Here is a 22779-nt window from a genome sequence, read left to right as displayed (position 1 = left end):
ATTCAATTTTATTTCCAATAAAAACAAACCCACCCACATAATTCCGTTTAAATAAGCCATAAGCGATAATTTTGGCTTATTTTCGCTCATTCAAAACAGAAACAACACAATCCGTTAACGCATCATCAACAAACCAGTGTTTTGATCTGCGATATTCATCGAAAACGAATAATTATTTCTGATTTGATCGGTTAAGGGTGATCTGATTCACAGTTAATCGCTTTTTCCTGGATAAAATGACCATGCTTTCAATTACTGAAAGGAAAATGAAACATGGAAAACAATAATCGCTTGATGCCCCATATAAGGCGGACAACACATATCATGATGTTTGCCCACCGAAACTGCTTTGACTTCCATCTCTTTAATGCCCGGTAGTCCTTCGACTTCTGGCGCACCCGCTTGCAGGTTAACCTGAAAAAACTCTATTTTACAGGCCGTTGCCTGTGAAGGCGTGCGTTCATTCAATTTAATTCAGACTTATCCGCAGCCGGGCGGACTGAATCTCATTCATTAAAAAGCAACTTACTGATTTTTTATCAGCGGCCACACTTTGCTTTTTTTTTCCGGACATTATCGATTTCTTTCTTGTGAGAAATCGAGGGACGAATATTGCCTGAAATAAAGAGAGAAAGATGAAAAGTTTAAAAATTGCAGCCAGCCGTGCATGCCCTGATTGCTTTACCACTCACCGTGAACTGGTAGATGTCAGCACCTCTGATTATATTGACGTCGCCGCCATTGTTCTGGCCGTGAGCGATATTTCCAGTGGCACTCTGGAAGAAATAGAAGCTACCGGGTTTGGTATTCCCGTATTTATTGCGACACATAAAGAAGAGTTCATTCCGGCTGAATATTTATCGCGCATCCACGGTGTGTTTGAGTGTTCAGAGACCAGTAACGACTTTTACGGACGTCAACTGGAAGCGGCTGCGCAGAAGTACGAAACCCAGCTACGCCCCCCGTTTTTCCGCGCACTGGTCGACTACGTGAATCAGGGCAACAGCGCATTCGATTGTCCGGGGCATCAGGGTGGGCAATTTTTCCGTCGTCATCCTGCCGGTAATCAATTTGTCGATTTCTTCGGCGAAACGCTTTTCCGCTCCGATCTGTGCAACGCCGACGTGGCCATGGGGGATCTGCTGATTCATGAAGGCGCGCCGTGCATTGCCCAGCAACACGCGGCGAAAGTGTTTAATGCGGATAAAACTTACTTTGTGCTGAACGGTACCTCATCATCCAACAAAGTGGTGCTAAACGCCCTGCTCACCCCCGGCGACCTGGTGCTGTTCGATCGTAATAACCATAAATCCAACCACCACGGAGCCCTGCTTCAGGCGGGTGCCACGCCGGTCTATCTGGAAACTGCGCGCAACCCGTACGGCTTTATTGGCGGCATTGATGCCCACTGCTTTGAGGAGAGCTACCTGCGCGAGCTGGTATCGGAAGTGGCGCCGGGTCGTGCGCGTGACGAACGTCCGTTCCGTCTGGCGGTGATCCAGCTGGGCACCTACGATGGCACCATTTATAACGCCCGGCAGGTCGTCGATAAAATTGGTCACCTGTGCGACTACATCCTGTTCGATTCTGCCTGGGTGGGCTACGAGCAATTTATTCCGATGATGGCCGACTGCTCTCCGCTGCTGCTGGAGCTGAACGAAAACGATCCGGGGATTCTGGTTACGCAGTCGGTACATAAACAGCAGGCGGGTTTTTCGCAGACCTCGCAAATTCACAAGAAAGACCGCCATATTAAAGGCCAACCGCGCTATGTCCCGCACAAGCGCCTGAATAACGCCTTTATGATGCACGCCTCCACCAGCCCGTTCTACCCCCTGTTTGCCGCACTGGATATCAACGCCCGCATGCACGAGGGACAGAGTGGCCGCAATATGTGGATGGACTGCGTGGTTACCGGCATTGAAGCACGCAAGCTGATCCTGGAGAACTGCCAGTTTATTCGCCCGTTCGTGCCGGAGCTGGTAGATGGCCGTCCGTGGGAAAGCTGGGACACGGCTGAAATTGCCACCAACCTGCGCTTCTTCCACTTTGTGCCGGGTGAAAACTGGCACGCTTTTGAAGGGTATGCCGAGCATCAATACTTTATCGACCCGTGCAAACTGCTGTTGACCACGCCGGGCATCAACGCCCGTACCGGCGAGTATGAGGATTTCGGCGTGCCCGCCACCATCCTGGCTAACTTCCTGCGTGAAAACAGCATCGTGCCGGAGAAATGCGATCTCAACTCGATCCTGTTCCTGCTGACCCCTGCAGAAGATATGGGCAAGCTGCAGCAGCTGGTGGCACAGCTGGTGCGTTTCGAAAAACTGCTTCAGACCGATGCGCCATTAAAAGAGGTGCTTCCGTCTATCTGTAAGCAATACCCGGAACGCTACGCCGGTTATACCCTGCGCCAGATATGCCAGGAGATGCATGAACTGTACGCCCGCCATAACGTGAAACAGCTGCAAAAAGAGATGTTCCGCAAGTCTCACTTCCCTCGCGTGATGATGAACCCGCAGGACGCAAACTATGCGTATCTGCGTGGTGAGGTTGAACTGGTCTCCCTGCGTGATGCGGAAGGCCGCATTGCCGCCGAAGGCGCCTTGCCTTACCCACCAGGCGTGCTGTGCGTGGTTCCGGGTGAAGTCTGGGGAGGCTCCGTCCTGCGCTACTTTGCCGCGCTGGAAGAGGGTATCAACCTTTTACCGGGCTTCGCACCGGAACTGCAGGGTGTGTACGTTGAGGAGTGTGACGGACGCAAACAGGTTCGCTGTAACGTCATCAAACAACCCGCCGCTCAGCCCGCGCTGCTGAAAGGAGAAAAATTATGAGTAAGTCCAACAAGATGGGCGTGGTGCAGTTGACCATCCTCACCATGGTCAACATGATGGGGTCAGGGATTATTATGCTGCCCACCAAACTTGCCGAGGTGGGTACTATTTCGATTATCTCCTGGCTGGTAACCGCGGTCGGCTCCATGGCGCTGGCATGGGCATTTGCCAAATGCGGAATGTTCAGCCGTAAGTCAGGCGGGATGGGCGGCTACGCCGAATACGCCTTCGGCAAATCTGGCAACTTTATGGCTAACTACACCTACGGCGTGTCGCTGCTGATCGCCAACGTGGCGATTGCCATCTCCGCCGTGGGTTACGGTACGGAGCTGTTTGGTGCCACGCTCAGCCCGGTGCAAATTGGTTTGGCCACCATCGGCGTGCTGTGGATCTGCACCGTGGCCAACTTTGGCGGCGCGCGCATCACGGGTCAGTTAAGTAGCATCACCGTCTGGGGCGTGATTATCCCGGTTGTCGGGCTGTGCATCATCGGCTGGTTCTGGTTCAGTCCGACCCTGTACGCGAACTCCTGGAACCCGCACCATGTGCCGTTCTTTTCCGCTGTGGGGTCCTCTATCGCCATGACGTTATGGGCCTTCCTCGGTCTGGAATCTGCCTGTGCTAATGCGGAAGTGGTAGAGAACCCGGAAAAGAACGTCCCGATTGCCGTTCTTGGCGGAACGCTGGGCGCGGCGGTGATCTATATCGTCTCCACTAACGTTATTGCCGGTATCGTACCGAACATGGATTTGGCTAACTCCACGGCGCCGTTTGGGCTGGCCTTCGCGCAGATGTTCGCCCCGGAAGTCGGGAAAGTGATCATGGGGCTGATGGTCATGTCCTGTTGCGGTTCACTCCTCGGCTGGCAGTTCACCATCGCGCAGGTGTTTAAATCTTCGGCTGACGAAGGTTACTTCCCGAAAATCTTCTCCCGCGTGACCAAAGCCGATGCGCCGGTGCAGGGCATGCTGGCCATTGTCATCTTCCAGAGCGGATTGTCGCTGATGACCATTAGCCCATCCCTGAACAGCCAGTTCAACGTGCTGGTCAACCTGGCGGTGGTGACAAATATCATTCCATATATTCTGTCGATGGCGGCACTGGTGATCATTCAGAAGGTGGCGAAAGTTGATCCCCGCAAAGCTCGGGTGGCCAATATTGTGGCGCTGATTGGGGCGATTTACAGCTTCTATGCGCTCTACTCATCCGGCCAGGAGGCGATGCTTTATGGTGCGATGGTGACCTTTATGGGCTGGACGCTGTACGGGCTGGTCTCACCGCGGTTTGAATTGAAGAATAAACATAGTTAGGTAAAAGCAAAACGGCAACCCAGGGGTTGCCGTTTTTCGTGTTTTCACCCTCTCCCTGTGGGAGAGGGCCGGGGTGAGGGCATCAGCCCGCACCGAACACCACTTACGCGTTTTTCAGCACTTCGCTGACAATCTCTACCGCTTCTTTCTCAATCTGCTGGCGATGCTCAGCGCCGAGGAAGCTTTCACAATAGATTTTGTACGCATCTTCCGTACCGGATGGACGCGCGGCGAACCAGCCATTTTCGGTCATCACTTTCAGACCACCAATAGAGGCACCGTTACCCGGCGCAGCCGTCAGACGTGCCGTGATGGGATCTCCGGCCAGCGTGCTGGCACTGACCATCTCCGGAGAGAGTTTAGACAGGGCAGCTTTCTGTGCGGAGGTCGCGCTTGCCTGGATACGGTTGTAGCTCGGAGCACCAAAGCGCGCCGCCAGCTCGTCGTAGTGTTCCTGCGGGTTCTTGCCGGTGACCGCGGTGATCTCCGCCGCCAGCAGACACATGATTATACCGTCTTTGTCGGTTGACCATGGTGTGCCATCGAAACGCAGGAAGGATGCCCCCGCGCTCTCTTCACCACCAAAGCCGAAGCTGCCGTCATGCAGACCGTCAACAAACCATTTAAAGCCCACCGGCACTTCCACCAGCTTGCGACCCAGCGCGTCAACCACGCGGTCGATCATGGCTGAAGAAACCAGCGTTTTACCTACAGCCACCTCTTTGCCCCACTGTGGACGATGCTGGAACAGGTAGTTGATTGCCACAGCCAGGTAGTGGTTTGGGTTCATCAGCCCGGCCGGGGTAACGATACCGTGGCGGTCATAATCCGGGTCGTTGGCGAAGGCCAGATCGAATTTGTCACGCAGTGCCAGCAGGCCCGCCATCGCGCACTCGGAGGAGCAGTCCATACGGATCGCGCCGTCTTTATCAAGGTGCATAAAGCGGAAGGTCTGATCGACGTGATCGTTAACGATGGTCAGATCCAGCTTGTAATGCTCTGCAATGCGTTTCCAGTATTCAATACCGGAGCCGCCCAGCGGATCCACACCCAGCTTCAGGCCGGCTTTCTGGATAGCCGCCATATCGACGATATCCGCCAGCCCTTCCACGAACGGCTGCACCAGATCCTGCTCTTTCACGTGGCCGGACGCCATGGCCGCATCCAGAGAAATACGCTTAACGCCTTTCAGACCATCGGCCATTAAGGCGTTGGCGCGGTCTTCCACCACTTTGGTGACGTTGGTATCTGCCGGGCCACCGTTAGGTGGGTTGTATTTGATACCACCGTCTTCCGGCGGGTTGTGAGAAGGCGTGATAACGATACCGTCAGCCTGTGGGCCACCTTTTTTGTTGTGCACAAGGATAGCGTTAGAGACGGCAGGCGTTGGGGTGAAACCGTTATTTTCCTGCACAATTACATCAACGCCATTCGCCGCCAGAACTTCCAGCACGGAAATGAATGCCGGTTCAGACAGGGCGTGAGTATCTTTCCCCACGTAGCACGGACCGGTAACACCGTTTTTGGCGCGCTCTTCCGCGATGGCCTGAGCAATGGCCAGAATGTGCGGTTCGTTAAAGCTATGGCGTGCCGCGCTACCGCGATGGCCTGATGTCCCAAACTTCACTGCGTGTTCTGCGTTGCCCACGACCGGTTTCAGCACATAATACTGCGCGGTCAGCTGAGCGACGTTAATCAAATCGCTTTGTTGTGCAGGTTGGCCTGCACGGCTGTGATTTGCCATTACCGGGTCCTTCTGATGCAAGGGTTAAATTGTACCGCAAACCTTTTCAATCAATTCCGCCGGGAACTGCATGGACTGCATGATGTGTTCAACCATGCTGCACTTGCGGCCCGTATTGGTATTGGTGATGACCCAGTACGGTGTGCCAGGGACATGTTTAGGTTTGGTCTGGTTGCCATTTTGCAGCAGCGTCTGCTCGTCGCCCGCGAAATAGACGCGCGTGCGACCGTGCAGCGACTCAGTCGCTTCAGCAAACGCCTTGTTATCCAGTGAATAAAGTGTAGACAGCACCAGCATGAAGCGGTTGACCGCTTTTTTCTGCTCTGCATATTCATCAGACAGCAGCAGCTCGCGCATCGCACGTACTTTGTCTTTCACCTGCACGGCGGCAGGTTTTGCTTGTGCAACAACACTCGGCTGAGACACGACATCTTTAGTGGCTGGGGTAGCAGACGGTGAGGCGGCGGAAATTTTAAGCATGCGCCGTAAAATGTCGGACGCGCTCTCCCCGATATGCCGCGTTTGGCTGGCAATAAACTGATAGAGTTCGTCATCAACTTCGATTGTTTTCATCTTAATCCAGTGCGATATCTTATCTGAATACAAGTCGTTGAGATTATAAAGTCAAATCCCAACAGCGGATAGCGTCAAACCAGGTTGGCGGCAAAAGTCAGATTAAACTGGAACCTTGCAGCCGGGCGGCAGAATGGTCAACATAATACCCTAACCTGTCACACCTAAAAAAAGAACTTTGCCATGAAATTGAATACCCGAGCGCAATCTGCACAATCGCCGAACACGAATCCTCCCATCGTACTGGTTCACGGGCTGTTTGGCAGCCTGGATAACCTGGGCGTGCTGGCGCGCGATCTGGTTACCGATCACGATATTTTGCAGGTGGATATGCGAAATCATGGCCTTTCCGGGCGTTCAGAAGAGATGACCTATGCGGCCATGGCGCAGGATCTGCTGGATACGCTGGATGCCAACAATCTCGAGAAAGTGACGTTGATCGGGCATTCAATGGGCGGCAAAGCGGTCATGGCACTGACGGCTCTGGCACCAGAAAGAATAAGTGGCCTGGTGGTCATAGATGTTGCCCCGGTGGATTACAACGTCCGTCGCCATGATGAGATTTTCGCCGCCATCAACGCGGTGACCAACGCTGGCGTCTCGACGCGCCAACAGGCAGCCGTCGTTATGCGTGAGCATCTGGATGAAGAAGGGGTTATCCAGTTTCTGCTGAAATCGTTCGTTGACGGCCAGTGGCGGTTCAACGTGCCGGTGCTGTGGGAGCAGTACGATAACATCGTCGGTTGGGAAACCGTTCCGGCATGGCCGCACCCTACCCTCTTCATTCGTGGCGGCAATTCGCCCTACGTTACCGACGCCTGTCGCGATACCCTGCTGGCGCAATTCCCGCAGGCACGCGCTCATGTCATAGCTGGCGCCGGACATTGGGTTCATGCGGAAAAACCAGACGCCGTCTTACGCGCCATTCGCCGCTATCTGACTGATACGGCAAATTGATTAAAAAGAGAGCGACTGGAAGGCTGCGGGCTTCCAGTCGTTGGCGTGCCGTTTTTGGTGATGTATGATGGCGCGCTTATCGCCCAGGCATTAGCAGGGCGGCGTGTTTCCCCCGAAGTCTCAGAATCATGGCCAAAGAACAAACGGACCGTACGACACTAGATCTGTTCGCGAATGAGCGTCGACCGGGACGACCAAAAACGAATCCGCTTTCGCGCGACGAACAGCTGCGTATTAATAAACGCAACCAGCTTAAACGCGATAAAAATCGTGGGCTTAAGCGTGTCGAACTGAAGCTCAACGCCGACGCTGTCGATGCGCTAAACGAACTGGCTGACGCGCGTAATATCAGCCGCAGCGAGCTGATCGAAGAAATGTTACTCACCCAACTCGAGACCATGCGCAGTAAGGCATAAGTCCGAAAAATCCCTTTATTACCCTTTTCATGTAGCACAGAGTGCAGTCCTGCGCGATAGCTGTTTCCGCAGGGTTGCCTGTTCTGCTATTATTGCCTTTATCCGTGGACAAATTGCGCCACCATACCATTAAGTATCAAGAGGTTATTTTACTCATGGCAATTATCGGCATTTTCTTCGGCAGTGATACCGGCAATACCGAAAATATCGCAAAAAACATTCAGAAACAGCTCGGTAAAGACGTTGCCGATGTGCACGACATCGCCAAGAGCAGCAAAGAAGATCTCGAAGGCTATGACATCCTGCTGCTGGGTATTCCGACCTGGTATTACGGTGAAGCCCAGTGTGACTGGGATGATTTCTTCCCAACGCTGGAAGAGGTGGATTTCAACGGCAAGCTGGTTGCCCTGTTTGGCTGCGGCGACCAGGAAGATTATGCAGAGTACTTCTGTGATGCGCTGGGCACCATCCGCGACATTATTGAGCCAAACGGTGCCGTTATTGTAGGTCACTGGCCTACCGCTGGTTATCACTTCGAAGCGTCTAAAGGTCTGGCAGACGACGATCACTTCGTGGGTCTGGCGATTGACGAAGATCGTCAGCCAGAACTGACCGCCGAGCGCGTTGAAAAATGGGTTAAGCAGATCCGTGAAGAGCTGCACCTGGACGATATTCTTAACGCCTGATGATTCTTGCGGCGCAACGGTGGTTGCGCCCATAAACTAGGTCAAACCGATTAAATTAATTGCTACAATCTTTTAACTTTTTCGCCCAGACCTGTACAATGACCCCCTGATAAAACGTGGCTTTCACAATGCAAGTTTGTTGGTGATACCACGTTTTTATAAGCATACTTTACCTGAGACTTGCAGTTTTCATTTAGCCATGGCAGTTCTATAATGAGACGCATTATCCCGGGTGCAATTTCTGTCACTTCCTACAGAAGTGAATCGTTTAGCAACAGGACAGATTCCGCATGACTGACAACAATACCGCATTAAAGAAGGCTGGCCTGAAAGTTACGCTTCCTCGGTTAAAAATCCTTGAAGTGCTTCAGGGTCCAGACAATCACCATGTCAGTGCGGAAGACCTTTATAAGCGTCTTATCGACATGGGCGAAGAGATTGGGCTGGCAACCGTCTATCGTGTGCTGAACCAGTTTGATGACGCGGGCATTGTCACCCGTCATAATTTCGAAGGCGGTAAATCTGTATTCGAACTGACTCAACAGCATCACCACGATCACCTGATCTGCCTGGATTGCGGCAAGGTCATTGAATTCAGCGATGATTCCATTGAATCCCGCCAGCGTGAAATCGCCGCACGTCACGGTATCCGCCTGACGAACCACAGCCTGTACCTGTATGGTCACTGCGCTGAAGGCGATTGCCGCGAAGACGATCACGCGCACGACGCGAAATAAACACGTTTCATACTCTGAGCCAGCCGCAAGGTTGGCTTTTTTTTGCCTGCTGTCTGGCAAAAAAAAGCCCGGCAGCGCAGCGCTACCGGGCATGATAACAGCGGGTTAAAGGCTGTTGTTGCTGCGAATCTCTTTCCAGATCTGATCGCAACGCTTCGCGACTTCCTGATCGTTACCGGTTTTACGCGCCTGGATACAGGCCTGGTAATCCATTACGCGAATATTCTCCTGGGTTGCGAACTGTTCATGCGCTTTCTCTTTTTTCAGCACATTCAGCACGCTCTGACAGGCTTCTATCTTCTCCGGCGAACCTTCCGCCGTATTGATACACGCGCTGTAGGCTTCTTTCAGACGGGAGTCCTCTTTCGGGGCCTGATTCTGCGCACAAGCCACCAGTCCCGATGCCAGCAACGCGACGATTACAATCTTTTTCATATGTAGTCTCCGGTCCGGCGGGAATTACCCCGCCGGACGAGTCATCAGAAGATGGTGAACGGTGCGATAACCATGAATTTCACGTCGCGTTCATCCTGGAAGATGTTGCCGTAACCGCCCGCGTAGCTCGGGATATCGGAGTGGTTGTCGTATTGTGTAAAGTGCAGTTTGAACATAGTACCTTTGGCGCGACCATCCTGCAGGGTGTAGATCGCATCCAGGCTGTAAGCGGATTCTTTGAGACGATAGTTTGGATCGTAGTATGCGTCTGGCGTTGCCATATCAGCAGGCTTCGCATCCCATGCGTAGGCGTAAGATGCCCCCACCGCCCAGCCTGGCAGGTTCCAGTTTTTCAGATCATACATTGCGCCGAAGAAGACTGCTTTTTCGCCATCGGCGTTAAAGTCGGAACGGTTATCCCACCAGATATCCAGACGACCGTTTGAAGATGCATAGGTTGGGGTCATACGCTGCAGGAAGTAGCCCTGCTGCCCTTCCGCTTTTACCCACGTTCCTTCAAGACGCAAATCTACCTGACCGACTTTGTAGCCGAAGGTCAGCGCCTGCAACCACGCCGTGCCGTCATAAATATCATTCACGCCACCATCACTGACTTTATCTCGCGTACCGTAGAACTGGTAGCTGGTACTCAGCGGGCTACCCGCGATGTCAAATTTATAACTGGCCTTAGCAAAATACTGATCGATATAACCTTCCGCCTGACCAAATGCCGCTTCAAGCACTAAATCATTTTTAAAGTCGTACTTCGCGCCCAGCGAGTGAAGATAATCTACTTTGGTTTTTTTATCGTTCTGGTAGAACTTGTCCATTTCGATATGCCACGGCGCTTTATACTCGTTAGTCCACATATACGAGAAGCTCAGCGCACCTGCGTCACCGTAATCAAAATTGGCGCCCGCTTCTGCCCCCTGATAGGTACCTGGCATAAAGCTCCAGTGCGGTGCTAACAGGGTTTGACCGGTTGGCTGAATATAACCACCGCGCGCCCATACCGGGCCGTATTTAAATTTCGCGGCAGCTTTATACAGGCTGATACCGCTTTTATCTCCAGACCAGTCTTCTTTATACGCTTTATTACTGGAGGAGAAGGCAATTTCGTTCGGGTGGCCGCTGTCACCATTTTCCGCCATTTCAATTGCCGTGAAGGCGGCAATATCCAGGCCGAACATATCGGCAGCGTAACCAGACTGGAAATCCAGATTGGCGTTCCAGGTAGAGTGAGAAAGGTTCGTTTTATATTTATCTTCCGTGACATCTTTACGATCACGTTCACGCTGCCAGTAATAAATACCGCCCGTGAGGGTTGAATCATCGATGAAGCCTGCTGCTTTAGCGTCTGGCGTCACCACCAGGCCTGACATTGCTGTCACACCGGCAATAGCCAGCGCCAGCGCACTACGTTTGCCACTGAACGTACGCATAGATTATTCCTCTTTGACGAATTAAAACGCCTAAAACGGCGAAAAATATAAAAGACCTGATGGTCAGGGGTAGTCGGAAATACCCTCGAATAACTACCGTCTTTAGGTTATTTTTCGCGACGCGAATTATCAATGCTTTTCGGTGGCTAAAACTCAGGATTATGACGAAGAGCACATAATTGGTAGTGCTTTGTAACATTTAACGGGATGCCAGTACTGGCGGGGGAAAAGGCCGATTTTCAATAAGTAACGCGTTAAATGATATTCTTTTTACGGTGCATCAGAATTTTGAAAGGGGATAAACTTTTTTTAAAAAAAATAAGTAGCACCACATTGACCTGTTATTTTAATAAACGCTATTTGGCTACTGCTTTAAAGGCATGATCACTCTATAAAAAAACGCCGCATTACGCGGCGTTTGTTTCTCATTGACCAGCGCGGCGTTATTATTCGCCGATTTTCGTCCAGGTATCACGCAGACCGACCGTACGGTTAAATACCGGTTTTTCAGCGGTGCTGTGACGGCTGTCCAGGCAGAAGTAACCTTCACGTTCAAACTGGAACGCTTTACCCGCCTCAGCCGCTTTCAGGGATGGCTCAGCGTAACCCTGTTTGATGACCAGCGATTCCGGGTTGATGGTCGCCAGGAAGTCTTCTGCTGCGCCTGGGTTAGGCACGCTGAACAGACGATCGTACAGACGAATCTCTACCGGCAGCGCGTGTGATGCACTGACCCAGTGGATCACGCCTTTCACCTTACGGCCGTCCGCTGGATCTTTGCTCAGAGTCTCGGCATCGTAAGTGCAGAAGATCGTGGTGATGTTGCCTTCCGCATCTTTCTCTACGCGCTCAGCCTTGATCACATAGGCGTTACGCAGACGCACCTCTTTACCGAGCACCAGTCGCTTGTACTGCTTGTTCGCTTCTTCGCGGAAGTCAGCACGATCGATCCAGATTTCACCACTGAACGGTACGTCACGGCTGCCCATCTCCGGTTTGTTCGGATGGTTAGGCATCGAGACCATTTCGCTCGCACCCTGCGGATAGTTTTCGATAACCAGTTTTACCGGGTCGATAACGGCCATCGCGCGCGGCGCGTTTTCGTTCAGATCTTCACGAATGCAGGATTCCAGAGACGCCATCTCAATGGTGTTATCCTGCTTGGTCACGCCAATGCGTTTGCAGAACTCACGGATTGACGCCGCGGTGTAGCCACGACGGCGCAGACCAGAGATGGTCGGCATACGTGGGTCGTCCCAGCCTTCAACGTGCTTATCGGTCACCAGCAGGTTCAGCTTACGCTTGGACATCACGGTGTATTCCAGATTCAGACGAGAGAACTCGTACTGACGCGGATGCACCGGAATTGTGATGTTATCCAGCACCCAGTCGTACAGACGACGGTTGTCCTGGAATTCCAGCGTACACAGCGAGTGGGTGATGCCTTCCAGCGCATCGCTGATGCAGTGGGTGAAGTCGTACATCGGGTAGATGCACCACTTGTTACCGGTCTGGTGATGTTCAGCGAATTTAATGCGGTACAGCACCGGGTCGCGCATCACGATAAACGGTGATGCCATATCGATTTTGGCACGCAGGCACGCTTTACCTTCCTCGAAGCCACCAGCACGCATTTTTTCAAACAGCGCCAGGTTCTCTTCCACGCTGCGATCGCGGAACGGGCTGTTTTTACCCGGTGCCGTCAGCGTGCCGCGGTATTCACGGATTTCATCTGCAGAGAGCTCGTCAACATAGGCCAGACCTTTATTGATCAGCTCAACGGCATAGGCATACAGCTGATCGAAATAGTCAGAGGAGTAGCAGATATCGCCAGACCAGTTGAAGCCCAGCCATTGCACGTCGTTCTTAATGGACTCAACGTATTCGATGTCTTCTTTTACTGGGTTGGTGTCATCGAAACGCAGGTTGCACTGCCCCTGGTAATCCTGTGCGATACCAAAGTTCAGGCAGATCGATTTGGCGTGACCAATGTGCAGGTAGCCATTAGGCTCCGGCGGGAAACGCGTATGCACCGTGGTGTGCTTACCACTGGCCAGATCTTCATCGATGATCTGACGAATAAAGTTACTCGGGCGGGCTTCTGCCTCACTCATCGTGGATTCCTCAAAGCGTAAACAACGTATAACGGCATATGATCTTATAAGCCGGACGTAGTGACAACCCTTAAAACGTCCCGGAAGAAAATAATGGGGGCATTTGCTGCAAAAAAAAGCGGCGGAGGATCTCCCCCGCCGCTTAAGGCATGACTCTACTCAGGAGCGATTACTTGCCTTTAATCTCATACAGTGGCGTTTGCCCCGCAACCACCTGACCTTTCGCCTGAAGCACCAGGCCGCTGAAGTCGTCGATGTTGCTGCATACCACCGGGCTTACCATCGAACGGGCATTGGCGTTCAGGAAGTCCAGATCCATTTCCAGAATCGGCTGGCCTGCAACCACTTCTGCGCCCTCTTCTACAAGGCGAGTAAAGCCCTGGCCGTTCAGCGCAACGGTATCAATACCCATATGAACCACGATCTCCGCGCCTTTTTCGGTTTCGAGGCAGAACGCGTGGTTGGTGTTAAAGATTTTCACGATGGTGCCCGCCGCAGGAGACACAACGGTTTTCTCCGTTGGTTTCACCGCAACACCGTCACCGACCGCTTTGCTGGCAAACGCTTCGTCAGGTACCTGCTCAAGCGCGACCACCTCACCCGTAACCGGTGAAACCAGCGCGGCGATAGTAGCGGCGTTTGGTACAGCCTGCGGTTTAGCAACCGGAGCGTCAGCTACAGGCGCGCTATCCGTTGAGGCAGCAGCGACCGGTCCACGGGCAACCACTTTTTTCATTTCATCGCCGATAGATTCGGCTTTCGCACCCACAATAACCTGGATGGTTTGTTTGTTCAGTTTCACCACACCAGACGCGCCCAGGCGTTTGCACATGGCATCGCTTACGCGCGCAGAGTCGCCAACGGTCAGACGCAGACGGGTGATACAGGCATCAATGGCTTTCAGGTTGTCGGTACCGCCTACCGCGGCGATATAGCTGGTTGCCAGCTGGGTCAACCCTTCTTCGGTATTGCTGTTTGCTTCACTGGTTACGACGTCATCTTTAGTATCTTCGCGACCCGGCGTTTTGAGGTTAAACATACGAATAACCGCGCTGAACAGGAGGAAGTAGACAACGAAGAACACCAGGCCCATCACAACCAGCATCCAGACGTTTTTGCTGGCTGCCGGCAGGTTGTACATCAACACGTAGTCGATCGCACCGGCAGAGAAGGAGAAGCCCGCGTGAATGCCCAGCAGAGTGGCCACAAACAGGCTGATACCGGTAAGCACCGCGTGCATGAGGTACAGCAGCGGAGCCAGGAACATGAACAGGAATTCCAGTGGCTCAGTAACACCGGTCAGGAACGCCGTTACCGCAACAGAGAGCAGCATGCCGCCAACCATTGGGCGACGCGCTTTTGGCGCGGCCAGATACATTGCCAGCGCAGCGCCCGGCAGACCAAACATCATGATTGGGAAGAAACCGGACATGAACATGCCCGCGGTGCCGTCACCCGCGTAGAAGCGGTTGATATCACCGTGGAATACGGTACCTGCCGCGTTGGTGAACTCACCAATCTGGAACCATGCGATGGTGTTCAGAACCTGATGCAGGCCGGTTGGGATCAGCAGACGGTTGATGAAACCGAAGATACCTGCACCCATTGCGCCCGCAGACACGATCCACTCACCGCCTGCATGTATGGCATGCTGTACCGGCGGCCAGACATAACCAAAGATAGCGGCCAGAATCAGACAGAAAAAGCCGGTCGCAATCGGGACAAAGCGTTTTCCGCCAAAGAAGCTCAGGAAATCTGGCAGTTTGATACCCGCCCAACGGTTGTACACTGCACCGCCGACCAGACCGGTAATAATACCCGCCAGAACACCCATGTTGATTTCAGGGTTGATGGTTACCATCGCTTTGGTCAGGATGAAATAACCGACTGCCCCTGCCAGCGCCGCGGCACCCGCGCTGTCTTTAGACCAGCTGGACGCCACGCCGATGGCGAAAATCAGCGCCAGGTTGTCAAATATCGCACCACCCGCTTGCGCAATAAACGGCACGTTAAGAAGATCGGGTTGCCCGAATCGCAACAGCAGTGCTGCAACCGGTAGCACGGCGATAGGGAGCTGCAAAGCCCTACCGAGGCGCTGGAAAAAACCTAAAATATTCATCCTATTCCCCCTACGAGACCCTTGTTAAGGCTCGTGCATTAACTATGTTTTTTATTGTGTCACGAACTAGAAATACAGTTGATGATTCACTGGCATTGTGAGTGTGTGAAAAATTAATTCGTATCGCAAATTAAAAGCGTACTTTTTGTGATTTTTGTCACCAAATATCGTTTATCACCCTCCCTTTCACTGGCTAACATCGAAAACTTATTTTATCATTCGAAAAATCAAGACGGATTGATCCGGCCTGAAAGGTTCCAGGTTACGCTTAAGTATCAGGTCCCGATACCCATCCGCCCACTCTTCTACTTAAACTCTTGAGGTGAACAATGAGACTGATTCCCCTGGCAACTGCTGAACAAGTCGGTAAATGGGCCGCTCGCCATATCGTTAACCGTATCAACGCCTTCAAACCAACCGCCGATCGTCCTTTCGTACTTGGCCTCCCTACCGGCGGCACACCGCTGACCGCATATAAAGCACTGGTAGAGATGCACAAAGCAGGCCAGGTTAGCTTCAAACACGTTGTCACCTTCAACATGGATGAATATGTCGGCTTACCGAAGGATCACCCGGAAAGCTACCATAGCTTCATGCACCGTAATTTCTTTGATCACGTTGATATTCCAGCTGAAAACATTAACCTGCTGAATGGAAACGCGCCTGATATTGACGCAGAATGCCGTCAGTATGAAGAAAAAATCCGTTCTTACGGTAAAATCCACCTGTTTATGGGCGGTGTGGGTAACGATGGTCATATCGCGTTTAACGAACCCGCGTCGTCACTGGCGTCCCGTACCCGTATTAAAACGCTGACCCATGACACGCGCGTGGCAAACTCCCGCTTCTTTGATGGCGATGTGAACCAGGTTCCTAAATATGCCCTGACCGTCGGTGTCGGCACGCTGCTGGATGCCGAAGAAGTGATGATTCTGGTTCTGGGCAGCGTGAAGGCGCTGGCGCTCCAGGCTGCCGTTGAAGGCAACGTAAACCACATGTGGACCATCAGCTGCCTGCAGCTGCATCCAAAATCCGTCATCGTCTGTGACGAACCGTCCACGATGGAACTGAAGGTGAAGACGCTGAAATACTTCAACGAGTTAGAAGCTGAGAACATCAAAGGTCTGTAATTGAATAACCGCCTCTTCATGAAGAGGCGGCCGCTTTTTTTAACCGGGGGTCGTTATGTACGCTTTAACCCACGGTCGGATTTATACCGGCCATGAAATTCTGGATGACCATGCGATTGTTATCGCCAATGGCCTGATTGAACGTGTTTGTCCGCTGGCAGAGCTGCCGCCGGAGATTGAACAGCGCTCACTCAATGGAGCAGTAATCTCCCCCGGTTTTATCGACGTACAGCTGAACGGCTGCGGCGGTGTGCAGTTTAACGACACCGCAGACGCCGTCACCGTCGAAACGCTGGAAATCATGCAGAAAGCGAACGAGAAATCGGGCTGCACCAGCTATCTGCCAACCCTCATCACCAGCAGCGATGAGCTGATGAAACAAGGTATCCGCGTTATGCGTGAATACCTGGCGAAACACCCAAATCAGGCTCTGGGTCTGCACCTTGAAGGGCCATGGCTGAATATGGTCAAGAAAGGGACGCATAATCCGGATTACGTGCGTAAGCCTGATGCCGAACTGGTTGACTATATGTGTGCCAATGCGGATGTGATCACCAAAGTGACGCTGGCACCTGAAATGACCGGTACTGATGTGATCAGCAAACTGGCCGCCGCCGGGATTGTCGTGTCAGCGGGCCATTCAAACGCCACGCTGAAAGAGGCAAAAGCCGGTTTCCGTGCGGGTATTACCTTTGCGACACACCTGTATAACGCCATGCCGTATATCACGGGTCGTGAACCGGGGCTGGTCGGGGCGATTCTTGATGAGCCAGACGTTTACTGCGGCATCATCGCGGACGGTTTACACGTCGATTACACCAACATTCGCAACGCCAAGCGGCTAAAAGGTGACAAGCTTTGCCTGGTGACGGATGCCACCGCACCGGCAGGTGCAAATATTGAGCAGTTCATTTTTGCCGGTAAAACAATATACTACCGCAACGGACTGTGTGTGGATGAAAACGGTACGTTGAGCGGCTCCTCCCTGACCATGATTGAAGGCGTGCGTAACCTGGTCGAGCATTGCGGCATTGCGCTTGAAGAAGTGCTGCGCATGGCAACCCTTTATCCTGCGCGTGCCATCGGCGTGGATAAACAGCTCGGCAGAATTGCACCAGGCATGGTTGCAAACCTGACGGCATTCACACACGATTATAAAATTATTAAGACCATCGTTAATGGTAACGAGGTCGTCACTGAGTAAGTAAAAGTATGACACCAGGCGGACAAGCTCAAATCGGTAATGTCGATCTCGTTAAACAGCTTAACAGCGCGGCGGTTTATCGCCTGATTGACCAACACGGGCCAATCTCACGTATTCAGATAGCCGAACAAAGCCAGCTTGCTCCCGCCAGCGTGACAAAAATTACACGTCAGCTTATTGAGCGCGGCCTGATCAAAGAAGTCGATCAGCAGGCCTCCACCGGGGGCCGCCGCGCAATTTCCATCATCACCGAAACCCGCAATTTTCAGGCCATTGGCGTTCGTCTTGGTCGCCATGACACCACCCTGACGCTTTACGATCTGAGCAGTAAAGCCATTGCCGAAGAGCACTACCCTCTTCCGGAGCGCACCCAGGAGACACTGGAGCACGCGCTGCTCAATACCATCGCGCACTTTATCGAAAGCTGTCAGCGCAAGATCCGCGAGCTCATCGCCATTTCGGTGATCCTGCCCGGGCTGGTTGATCCGGAAAGCGGTGTCATTCGTTATATGCCACATATCCCGGTCGAGAACTGGGCGCTGGTGGAGGCGCTGGAAAAGCGCTTTAAGGTGACCTGCTTTGTGGGTCACGACATCCGCTCGCTGGCGCTGGCCGAGCACTACTTTGGTGCGAGTCAGGACTGTGAAGACTCTATTCTGGTGCGTGTGCACCGCGGTACCGGGGCGGGCATTATCTCCAACGGACGTATCTTTATTGGCCGTAACGGCAATGTGGGCGAGATTGGTCATATCCAGGTGGAACCGCTTGGCGAGCGCTGCCACTGCGGTAATTTTGGCTGTCTTGAAACGGTTGCCGCCAACGCGGCCATTGAGCATCGCGTCCGTCATCTGCTGGAACAAGGCTACCAGAGCCGCGTGACGCTGGATGATTGTAAAATCGGCGCCATCTGCAAAGCCGCCAATAAAGGCGATGCACTGGCCTGCGAAGTGATCGAACAGGTCGGGCGCCACCTCGGCAAAACCATTGCCATTGCCATCAACCTTTTTAATCCACAAAAAGTGGTGATTGCAGGTGAAATCGTCGAGGCGGAAAAAGTGTTACTGCCCGCGATTGAAGGCTGCATTAACACCCAGGCGTTGAAAGCGTTTCGTCAGAATTTACCGGTCGTGCGTTCGACGCTGGATCACCGCTCTGCGATTGGCGCGTTTGCGCTGGTCAAACGCGCCATGCTCAACGGGATCCTGTTGCAGCATTTGCTGGAAAGCTAATCGGGACTTATAGTAACGCCTTTTTTTTTGATGTCGGATTGTTCATGACCATTAAGAATGTAATTTGTGATATTGACGGCGTGCTGATGCACGACAACGTCGCCGTGCCAGGTGCTGCGGAGTTTCTACACCGCATCATCGACAAAGGAATGCCGCTGGTTCTTCTCACGAACTACCCTTCCCAAACCGGTCAGGATCTGGCGAACCGTTTTGCCACTGCGGGCATCAACGTACCGGACAGCGTGTTTTATACCTCCGCAATGGCGACGGCAGATTTTTTGAAGCGTCAGGAAGGGAAAAAAGCCTACGTGGTCGGTGAAGGTGCGCTGATCCACGAGCTATATAAAGCAGGCTTTACCATTACCGATGTGAACCCGGACTTTGTGATCGTCGGCGAAACGCGCTCGTTTAACTGGGAGATGATGCATAAGGCCGCCTACTTTGTCGCCAGCGGCGCGCGCTTTATCGCCACCAACCCGGATACGCACGGCCGTGGTTTCTATCCGGCCTGCGGCGCACTGTGCGCCGGTATCGAAAAAATCTCCGGTCGTAAGCCGTTTGTGGTCGGTAAACCGAGCCCGTGGATCATTCGTGCCGCGCTGAACACGATGCAGGCCCACTCTGAAGAGACGGTGATTGTCGGTGATAACCTGCGCACCGATATTCTGGCCGGTTTCCAGGCGGGTCTGGAGACCATTCTGGTGCTCTCCGGTGTCTCTCAACTTGATGACATTGATTCGATGCCGTTCCGGCCGAGCTGGATCTACCCCTCCGTCGACGAGATTGACATTATCTGATTCCCAACCACGCCTCAGGGCGTGGTTTTTCATTTATAGCCCCGTCCAATAAAATCACATCTAACAAAAACGCCAATTCATTGAATAATCATCAATAAAACTGTTCATGACATACTCTTTTTTCAACATTCCGCAATCACCATTGCACTATTTTCGTTTAACCCGGTAAAACCCTTGCGCGCTCTTCTCCTTTGCGGCATTTTCATAAGCAAGCAACATTACAAAGCAACAGGGTTAACGGAGAAGGTTATGTGTTCAATTTTTGGCGTACTGGATATTAAAACTGACGCGGGCGAACTGCGTAAAAAAGCACTCGAGCTGTCCCGCCTGATGCGCCATCGCGGCCCGGACTGGTCCGGTATTTACGCCAGTGACAAAGCAATTCTGGCTCACGAACGTCTGTCGATTGTAGACGTCAACGCCGGTGCACAGCCGCTGTATAACGAGAAAAAAACACACGCGCTGGCTGTAAACGGTGAAATTTATAACCATCAGGCGCTGCGTGCCGAATATGGCGATCGTTACGCCTTCCAGACCGGCTCTGACTGTGAAGTCATTCTGGCGCTGTATCAGGAGAAAGGCCCTGAGTTCCTGGACGACCTGCAGGGTATGTTTGCATTCGCCCTGTACGACAGCGAAAAAGACGCTTATCTGATCGGCCGCGACCACATTGGTATCATTCCGCTGTATATGGGCCATGATGAACACGGCAACTTCTATGTTGCGTCTGAAATGAAAGCGCTGGTGCCGGTATGCCGCACCATTAAAGAGTTCCCGGCAGGTAGTTACCTGTGGAGCAAAGATGGCGAAATCCGTCAGTACTACCAGCGCGACTGGTTTGACTATGACGCGGTAAAAGACAACGTGACTGACAAAGCCGAGCTGCGTCAGGCGCTGGAAGATTCCGTTAAAAGCCACCTGATGTCAGACGTGCCTTACGGTGTGCTGCTCTCCGGCGGACTGGACTCCTCCGTTATTTCAGCCATTACTAAAAAATTTGCGGCGCGTCGTGTGGAAGATCAGGAGCGTTCAGAAGCCTGGTGGCCGCAGCTGCACTCCTTTGCCGTCGGGCTGGAAGGTGCACCGGATCTGAAAGCCGCGCAGGACGTGGCGAACCACCTCGGCACCGTGCACCATGAAATTCATTTCACCGTGCAGGAAGGTCTGGATGCGATCCGCGACGTGATCTATCACATTGAAACCTATGATGTGACGACTATTCGCGCTTCCACCCCTATGTACCTGATGTCCCGTAAGATTAAAGCAATGGGCATCAAGATGGTGTTGTCAGGCGAAGGCTCTGATGAAGTGTTTGGCGGTTACCTGTACTTCCATAAAGCGCCGAACGCGAAAGAGCTGCATGAAGAGACCGTACGTAAACTGCAGGCGCTGCACATGTTTGACTGCGCACGTGCTAACAAAGCGATGTCCGCATGGGGTGTTGAAGCGCGCGTTCCGTTCCTGGATAAAAAATTCCTCGACGTGGCCATGCGCATTAACCCGCAGGACAAAATGTGCGGCAACGGTAAAATGGAAAAACATATCCTGCGTGAATGTTTTGAATCCTACCTGCCGGCGAGCGTGGCGTGGCGTCAGAAAGAGCAGTTCTCGGATGGCGTTGGCTACAGCTGGATCGACACCCTGAAAGAGGTGGCCGCGAAACAGGTTTCAGACCAACAACTGGAAACAGCAAGCTTCCGCTTCCCGTACAACACGCCAGGCTCTAAAGAAGCGTATCTGTACCGTGAGATCTTCGAAGAGCTGTTCCCGGTACCGAGTGCTGCTGAGTGTGTGCCAGGCGGTCCATCAGTGGCCTGCTCTTCAGCGAAAGCCATTGAATGGGATGAATCTTTCAAAGCTATGAACGATCCATCAGGACGTGCGGTAGGCGTTCACCAGTCTGCCTATAAATAAACACGTATTTGAACATCAGGCCCTGCGGGGCCTGTTTTTATTTGCCTTACATTTCACCGTCTAAAATCGATTAATAACCAATAATTGCCGAATATTCGGTCACGCTGTTCGCAACCTAACCAAACAGTCACATTCCGGCCATTTTCGTTGAAAAAGGTGTTGACGCTGCAAGGGTCTATACGCATAATGCGCCCCGCAACGCCGATAAGGTAACGCGAAAAAAAGATGGCTACGTAGCTCAGTTGGTTAGAGCACATCACTCATAATGATGGGGTCACAGGTTCGAATCCCGTCGTAGCCACCATCTTTTTTGCGGGAGTGGCGAAATTGGTAGACGCACCAGATTTAGGTTCTGGCGCCGCAAGGTGTGCGAGTTCAAGTCTCGCCTCCCGCACCATTCCCAGGTAAGCGTTGCACGGATGGGGTATCGCCAAGCGGTAAGGCACCGGTTTTTGATACCGGCATTCCCTGGTTCGAATCCAGGTACCCCAGCCATATTTCTTCGATCATGCGGTTCTCCGCGGTATTGGGGTATCGCCAAGCGGTAAGGCACCGGTTTTTGATACCGGCATTCCCTGGTTCGAATCCAGGTACCCCAGCCATCGAAGAACGCAGTACTGGCTACGTAGCTCAGTTGGTTAGAGCACATCACTCATAATGATGGGGTCACAGGTTCGAATCCCGTCGTAGCCACCATATTAAGATTATCGATCTGTTTCGGTAATAAAAAATTGTTGGGGTATCGCCAAGCGGTAAGGCACCGGATTCTGATTCCGGCATTCCGAGGTTCGAATCCTCGTACCCCAGCCAATTTAAAAGTCGTTAAGCAGTACGTTTAACGCAATTGGGGTGTCGCCAAGCGGTAAGGCTCTGGTTTCTGATACCAGCATTCCGGGGTTCGAATCCCTGCACCCCAGCCACTTAAAACAAACAAGCCCGCTCTGCGGGCTTTTTTGTTTTTGTACAGAATTGTGCGGCCTGATGCCCTCACCCTGGCCCTCTCCCACGGGGCTGAGGGTTCCCCAGAAAAATGAAAAGCACGATGAAGTGTGATCTACTGGTTGCGCTAACAAATCAGAAGAGACCTCATCGTGCCTTTACAGACAGTCTGCCAGAAATTTTTCTCCGCGTCTTTACC

18 protein-coding genes, 7 tRNA genes and 1 pseudogene are annotated in these 22779 nt (G+C 52.6%); 20 read left to right on the top strand and 6 right to left on the bottom strand.

Features of this window, described 5'->3' with window-relative positions:
- Window positions 1-273: 273 nt before the first annotated feature.
- From speFL to potE, 3 genes are all read left to right on the top strand, one after another.
- Window positions 274-378, top strand: coding sequence for a leader peptide SpeFL (gene speFL / locus APU11_RS27705; RefSeq protein WP_003858645.1), 105 nt, complete (start codon window positions 274-276; stop codon window positions 376-378).
- A 257-nt stretch (window positions 379-635) separates the two neighbouring features.
- Complete coding sequence (gene speF / locus APU11_RS13475; RefSeq protein ID WP_058650382.1) at window positions 636-2834, top strand: ornithine decarboxylase SpeF; 2199 nt, start codon at window positions 636-638, stop codon at window positions 2832-2834.
- Window positions 2831-4144, top strand: coding sequence for a putrescine-ornithine antiporter (potE, locus tag APU11_RS13470; protein ID WP_058650381.1), 1314 nt, complete (start codon window positions 2831-2833; stop codon window positions 4142-4144). The genes speF and potE overlap by 4 nt, the downstream gene beginning before the upstream one ends.
- 103 nt (window positions 4145-4247) lie before the next feature.
- On the opposite strand, the gene pgm is transcribed toward potE, so the two are convergent.
- A complete protein-coding gene (pgm, locus tag APU11_RS13465) occupies window positions 4248-5888 on the bottom strand; it encodes a phosphoglucomutase (alpha-D-glucose-1,6-bisphosphate-dependent) (RefSeq protein ID WP_020684950.1) in 1641 nt (546 codons plus the stop codon).
- Window positions 5889-5912: 24 nt separating this feature from the next.
- The gene (seqA, locus tag APU11_RS13460; RefSeq protein WP_023621116.1) at window positions 5913-6461 is read right to left on the bottom strand and encodes a replication initiation negative regulator SeqA; all 549 of its coding nucleotides are present in this window, start codon (window positions 6459-6461) and stop codon (window positions 5913-5915) included.
- 183 nt (window positions 6462-6644) lie between these two features.
- On the opposite strand from seqA, the gene ybfF reads away from it, so the two are divergent.
- From ybfF to fur, 4 genes are all read left to right on the top strand, one after another.
- Entirely contained in the window at window positions 6645-7418 is a 774-nt protein-coding gene (gene ybfF, locus APU11_RS13455) for an esterase (RefSeq protein ID WP_013097562.1), read from the top strand.
- Between the two features lie 128 nt (window positions 7419-7546).
- Complete coding sequence (ybfE, locus tag APU11_RS13450; protein ID WP_013097563.1) at window positions 7547-7834, top strand: LexA regulated protein; 288 nt, start codon at window positions 7547-7549, stop codon at window positions 7832-7834.
- Between the two features lie 155 nt (window positions 7835-7989).
- Window positions 7990-8520 carry a flavodoxin FldA gene (gene fldA / locus APU11_RS13445; protein ID WP_008501067.1) on the top strand — a complete coding sequence of 177 codons (531 nt, stop codon included), beginning with the start codon at window positions 7990-7992 and terminating at the stop codon, window positions 8518-8520.
- 290 nt (window positions 8521-8810) lie between these two features.
- A complete protein-coding gene (fur, locus tag APU11_RS13440) occupies window positions 8811-9257 on the top strand; it encodes a ferric iron uptake transcriptional regulator (protein WP_010428651.1) in 447 nt (148 codons plus the stop codon).
- A 105-nt stretch (window positions 9258-9362) separates the two neighbouring features.
- Here the strand turns inward: fur and chiQ are convergent, their stop codons facing one another.
- The gene (gene chiQ / locus APU11_RS13435; protein WP_020684948.1) at window positions 9363-9692 is read right to left on the bottom strand and encodes a ChiQ/YbfN family lipoprotein; all 330 of its coding nucleotides are present in this window, start codon (window positions 9690-9692) and stop codon (window positions 9363-9365) included.
- Window positions 9693-9736: 44 nt separating this feature from the next.
- Window positions 9737-11134: a chitoporin gene (chiP, locus tag APU11_RS13430; protein WP_038418907.1), complete on the bottom strand. Its 1398-nt coding sequence runs from the start codon at window positions 11132-11134 to the stop codon at window positions 9737-9739.
- 59 nt (window positions 11135-11193) lie between these two features.
- Between chiP and APU11_RS29175 the strand changes: the two are divergent.
- Window positions 11194-11310, top strand: a pseudogene (locus tag APU11_RS29175) (hypothetical protein); the annotation flags it as partial.
- A gap of 270 nt (window positions 11311-11580) precedes the next feature.
- Here the strand turns inward: APU11_RS29175 and glnS are convergent.
- Together glnS and nagE are read right to left on the bottom strand one after the other, a co-directional pair.
- On the bottom strand, window positions 11581-13248 hold the full coding sequence (gene glnS / locus APU11_RS13425; RefSeq protein ID WP_013097566.1) for a glutamine--tRNA ligase: 1668 nt from the start codon (window positions 13246-13248) through the stop codon (window positions 11581-11583).
- Between the two features lie 169 nt (window positions 13249-13417).
- Complete coding sequence (gene nagE, locus APU11_RS13420) at window positions 13418-15367, bottom strand: PTS N-acetyl glucosamine transporter subunit IIABC (protein ID WP_058650379.1); 1950 nt, start codon at window positions 15365-15367, stop codon at window positions 13418-13420.
- A 329-nt stretch (window positions 15368-15696) separates the two neighbouring features.
- Here nagE and nagB point away from each other — a divergent pair, with 329 nt between their 5' ends.
- From nagB to APU11_RS13360, 12 genes are all read left to right on the top strand, one after another.
- Window positions 15697-16497, top strand: a complete 801-nt coding sequence (gene nagB / locus APU11_RS13415; protein ID WP_058650378.1) for a glucosamine-6-phosphate deaminase — start codon at window positions 15697-15699, stop codon at window positions 16495-16497.
- A gap of 55 nt (window positions 16498-16552) precedes the next feature.
- Window positions 16553-17701 carry an N-acetylglucosamine-6-phosphate deacetylase gene (gene nagA, locus APU11_RS13410; protein WP_020684945.1) on the top strand — a complete coding sequence of 383 codons (1149 nt, stop codon included), beginning with the start codon at window positions 16553-16555 and terminating at the stop codon, window positions 17699-17701.
- Window positions 17702-17709: 8 nt separating this feature from the next.
- Complete coding sequence (locus tag APU11_RS13405) at window positions 17710-18930, top strand: N-acetylglucosamine repressor (protein ID WP_013097570.1); 1221 nt, start codon at window positions 17710-17712, stop codon at window positions 18928-18930.
- A 44-nt stretch (window positions 18931-18974) separates the two neighbouring features.
- Entirely contained in the window at window positions 18975-19727 is a 753-nt protein-coding gene (gene nagD / locus APU11_RS13400; RefSeq protein ID WP_013097571.1) for a ribonucleotide monophosphatase NagD, read from the top strand.
- A gap of 249 nt (window positions 19728-19976) precedes the next feature.
- The gene (gene asnB / locus APU11_RS13395; protein ID WP_013097572.1) at window positions 19977-21641 is read left to right on the top strand and encodes an asparagine synthase B; all 1665 of its coding nucleotides are present in this window, start codon (window positions 19977-19979) and stop codon (window positions 21639-21641) included.
- A gap of 227 nt (window positions 21642-21868) precedes the next feature.
- Window positions 21869-21945: transfer RNA gene (locus APU11_RS13390), tRNA-Met, on the top strand.
- An 8-nt stretch (window positions 21946-21953) separates the two neighbouring features.
- A tRNA-Leu gene (locus tag APU11_RS13385) sits at window positions 21954-22038 on the top strand.
- Window positions 22039-22061: 23 nt separating this feature from the next.
- Window positions 22062-22136, top strand: a tRNA-Gln gene (locus APU11_RS13380).
- 32 nt (window positions 22137-22168) lie between these two features.
- Window positions 22169-22243, top strand: a tRNA-Gln gene (locus APU11_RS13375).
- 17 nt (window positions 22244-22260) lie between these two features.
- A tRNA-Met gene (locus APU11_RS13370) sits at window positions 22261-22337 on the top strand.
- A gap of 39 nt (window positions 22338-22376) precedes the next feature.
- Window positions 22377-22451: transfer RNA gene (locus APU11_RS13365), tRNA-Gln, on the top strand.
- A 35-nt stretch (window positions 22452-22486) separates the two neighbouring features.
- Window positions 22487-22561 (top strand) — tRNA-Gln (locus tag APU11_RS13360).
- The last annotated feature ends 218 nt before the right edge of the window (window positions 22562-22779 follow it).

It is taken from the genome of Enterobacter sp. 50793107, assembly GCF_001463365.1.
GTDB classification, from domain to species: domain Bacteria; phylum Pseudomonadota; class Gammaproteobacteria; order Enterobacterales; family Enterobacteriaceae; genus Enterobacter; species Enterobacter cloacae.
The sequence above is the reverse complement of the archived record's forward strand: the minus strand, read 5'-3'. Positions and strand labels throughout refer to the sequence as shown.

Bases quoted from the DNA above. Each gene is read 5' to 3' on its own strand.
- seqA (WP_023621116.1), bottom strand. From the start codon at position 6,461: ATGAAAACAATCGAAGTTGATGACGAACTCTATCAGTTTATTGCCAGC.
- chiQ (WP_020684948.1), bottom strand. From the start codon at position 9,692: ATGAAAAAGATTGTAATCGTCGCGTTGCTGGCATCGGGACTGGTGGCT.
- nagB (WP_058650378.1), top strand. From the start codon at position 15,697: ATGAGACTGATTCCCCTGGCAACTGCTGAACAAGTCGGTAAATGGGCC.
- potE (WP_058650381.1), top strand. From the start codon at position 2,831: ATGAGTAAGTCCAACAAGATGGGCGTGGTGCAGTTGACCATCCTCACC.
- APU11_RS13405 (WP_013097570.1), top strand. From the start codon at position 17,710: ATGACACCAGGCGGACAAGCTCAAATCGGTAATGTCGATCTCGTTAAA.
- ybfE (WP_013097563.1), top strand. From the start codon at position 7,547: ATGGCCAAAGAACAAACGGACCGTACGACACTAGATCTGTTCGCGAAT.
- nagD (WP_013097571.1), top strand. From the start codon at position 18,975: ATGACCATTAAGAATGTAATTTGTGATATTGACGGCGTGCTGATGCAC.
- glnS (WP_013097566.1), bottom strand. From the start codon at position 13,248: ATGAGTGAGGCAGAAGCCCGCCCGAGTAACTTTATTCGTCAGATCATC.
- asnB (WP_013097572.1), top strand. From the start codon at position 19,977: ATGTGTTCAATTTTTGGCGTACTGGATATTAAAACTGACGCGGGCGAA.
- speFL (WP_003858645.1), top strand. From the start codon at position 274: ATGGAAAACAATAATCGCTTGATGCCCCATATAAGGCGGACAACACAT.
- nagE (WP_058650379.1), bottom strand. From the start codon at position 15,367: ATGAATATTTTAGGTTTTTTCCAGCGCCTCGGTAGGGCTTTGCAGCTC.
- chiP (WP_038418907.1), bottom strand. From the start codon at position 11,134: ATGCGTACGTTCAGTGGCAAACGTAGTGCGCTGGCGCTGGCTATTGCC.
- fur (WP_010428651.1), top strand. From the start codon at position 8,811: ATGACTGACAACAATACCGCATTAAAGAAGGCTGGCCTGAAAGTTACG.
- ybfF (WP_013097562.1), top strand. From the start codon at position 6,645: ATGAAATTGAATACCCGAGCGCAATCTGCACAATCGCCGAACACGAAT.
- fldA (WP_008501067.1), top strand. From the start codon at position 7,990: ATGGCAATTATCGGCATTTTCTTCGGCAGTGATACCGGCAATACCGAA.
- speF (WP_058650382.1), top strand. From the start codon at position 636: ATGAAAAGTTTAAAAATTGCAGCCAGCCGTGCATGCCCTGATTGCTTT.
- pgm (WP_020684950.1), bottom strand. From the start codon at position 5,888: ATGGCAAATCACAGCCGTGCAGGCCAACCTGCACAACAAAGCGATTTG.
- nagA (WP_020684945.1), top strand. From the start codon at position 16,553: ATGTACGCTTTAACCCACGGTCGGATTTATACCGGCCATGAAATTCTG.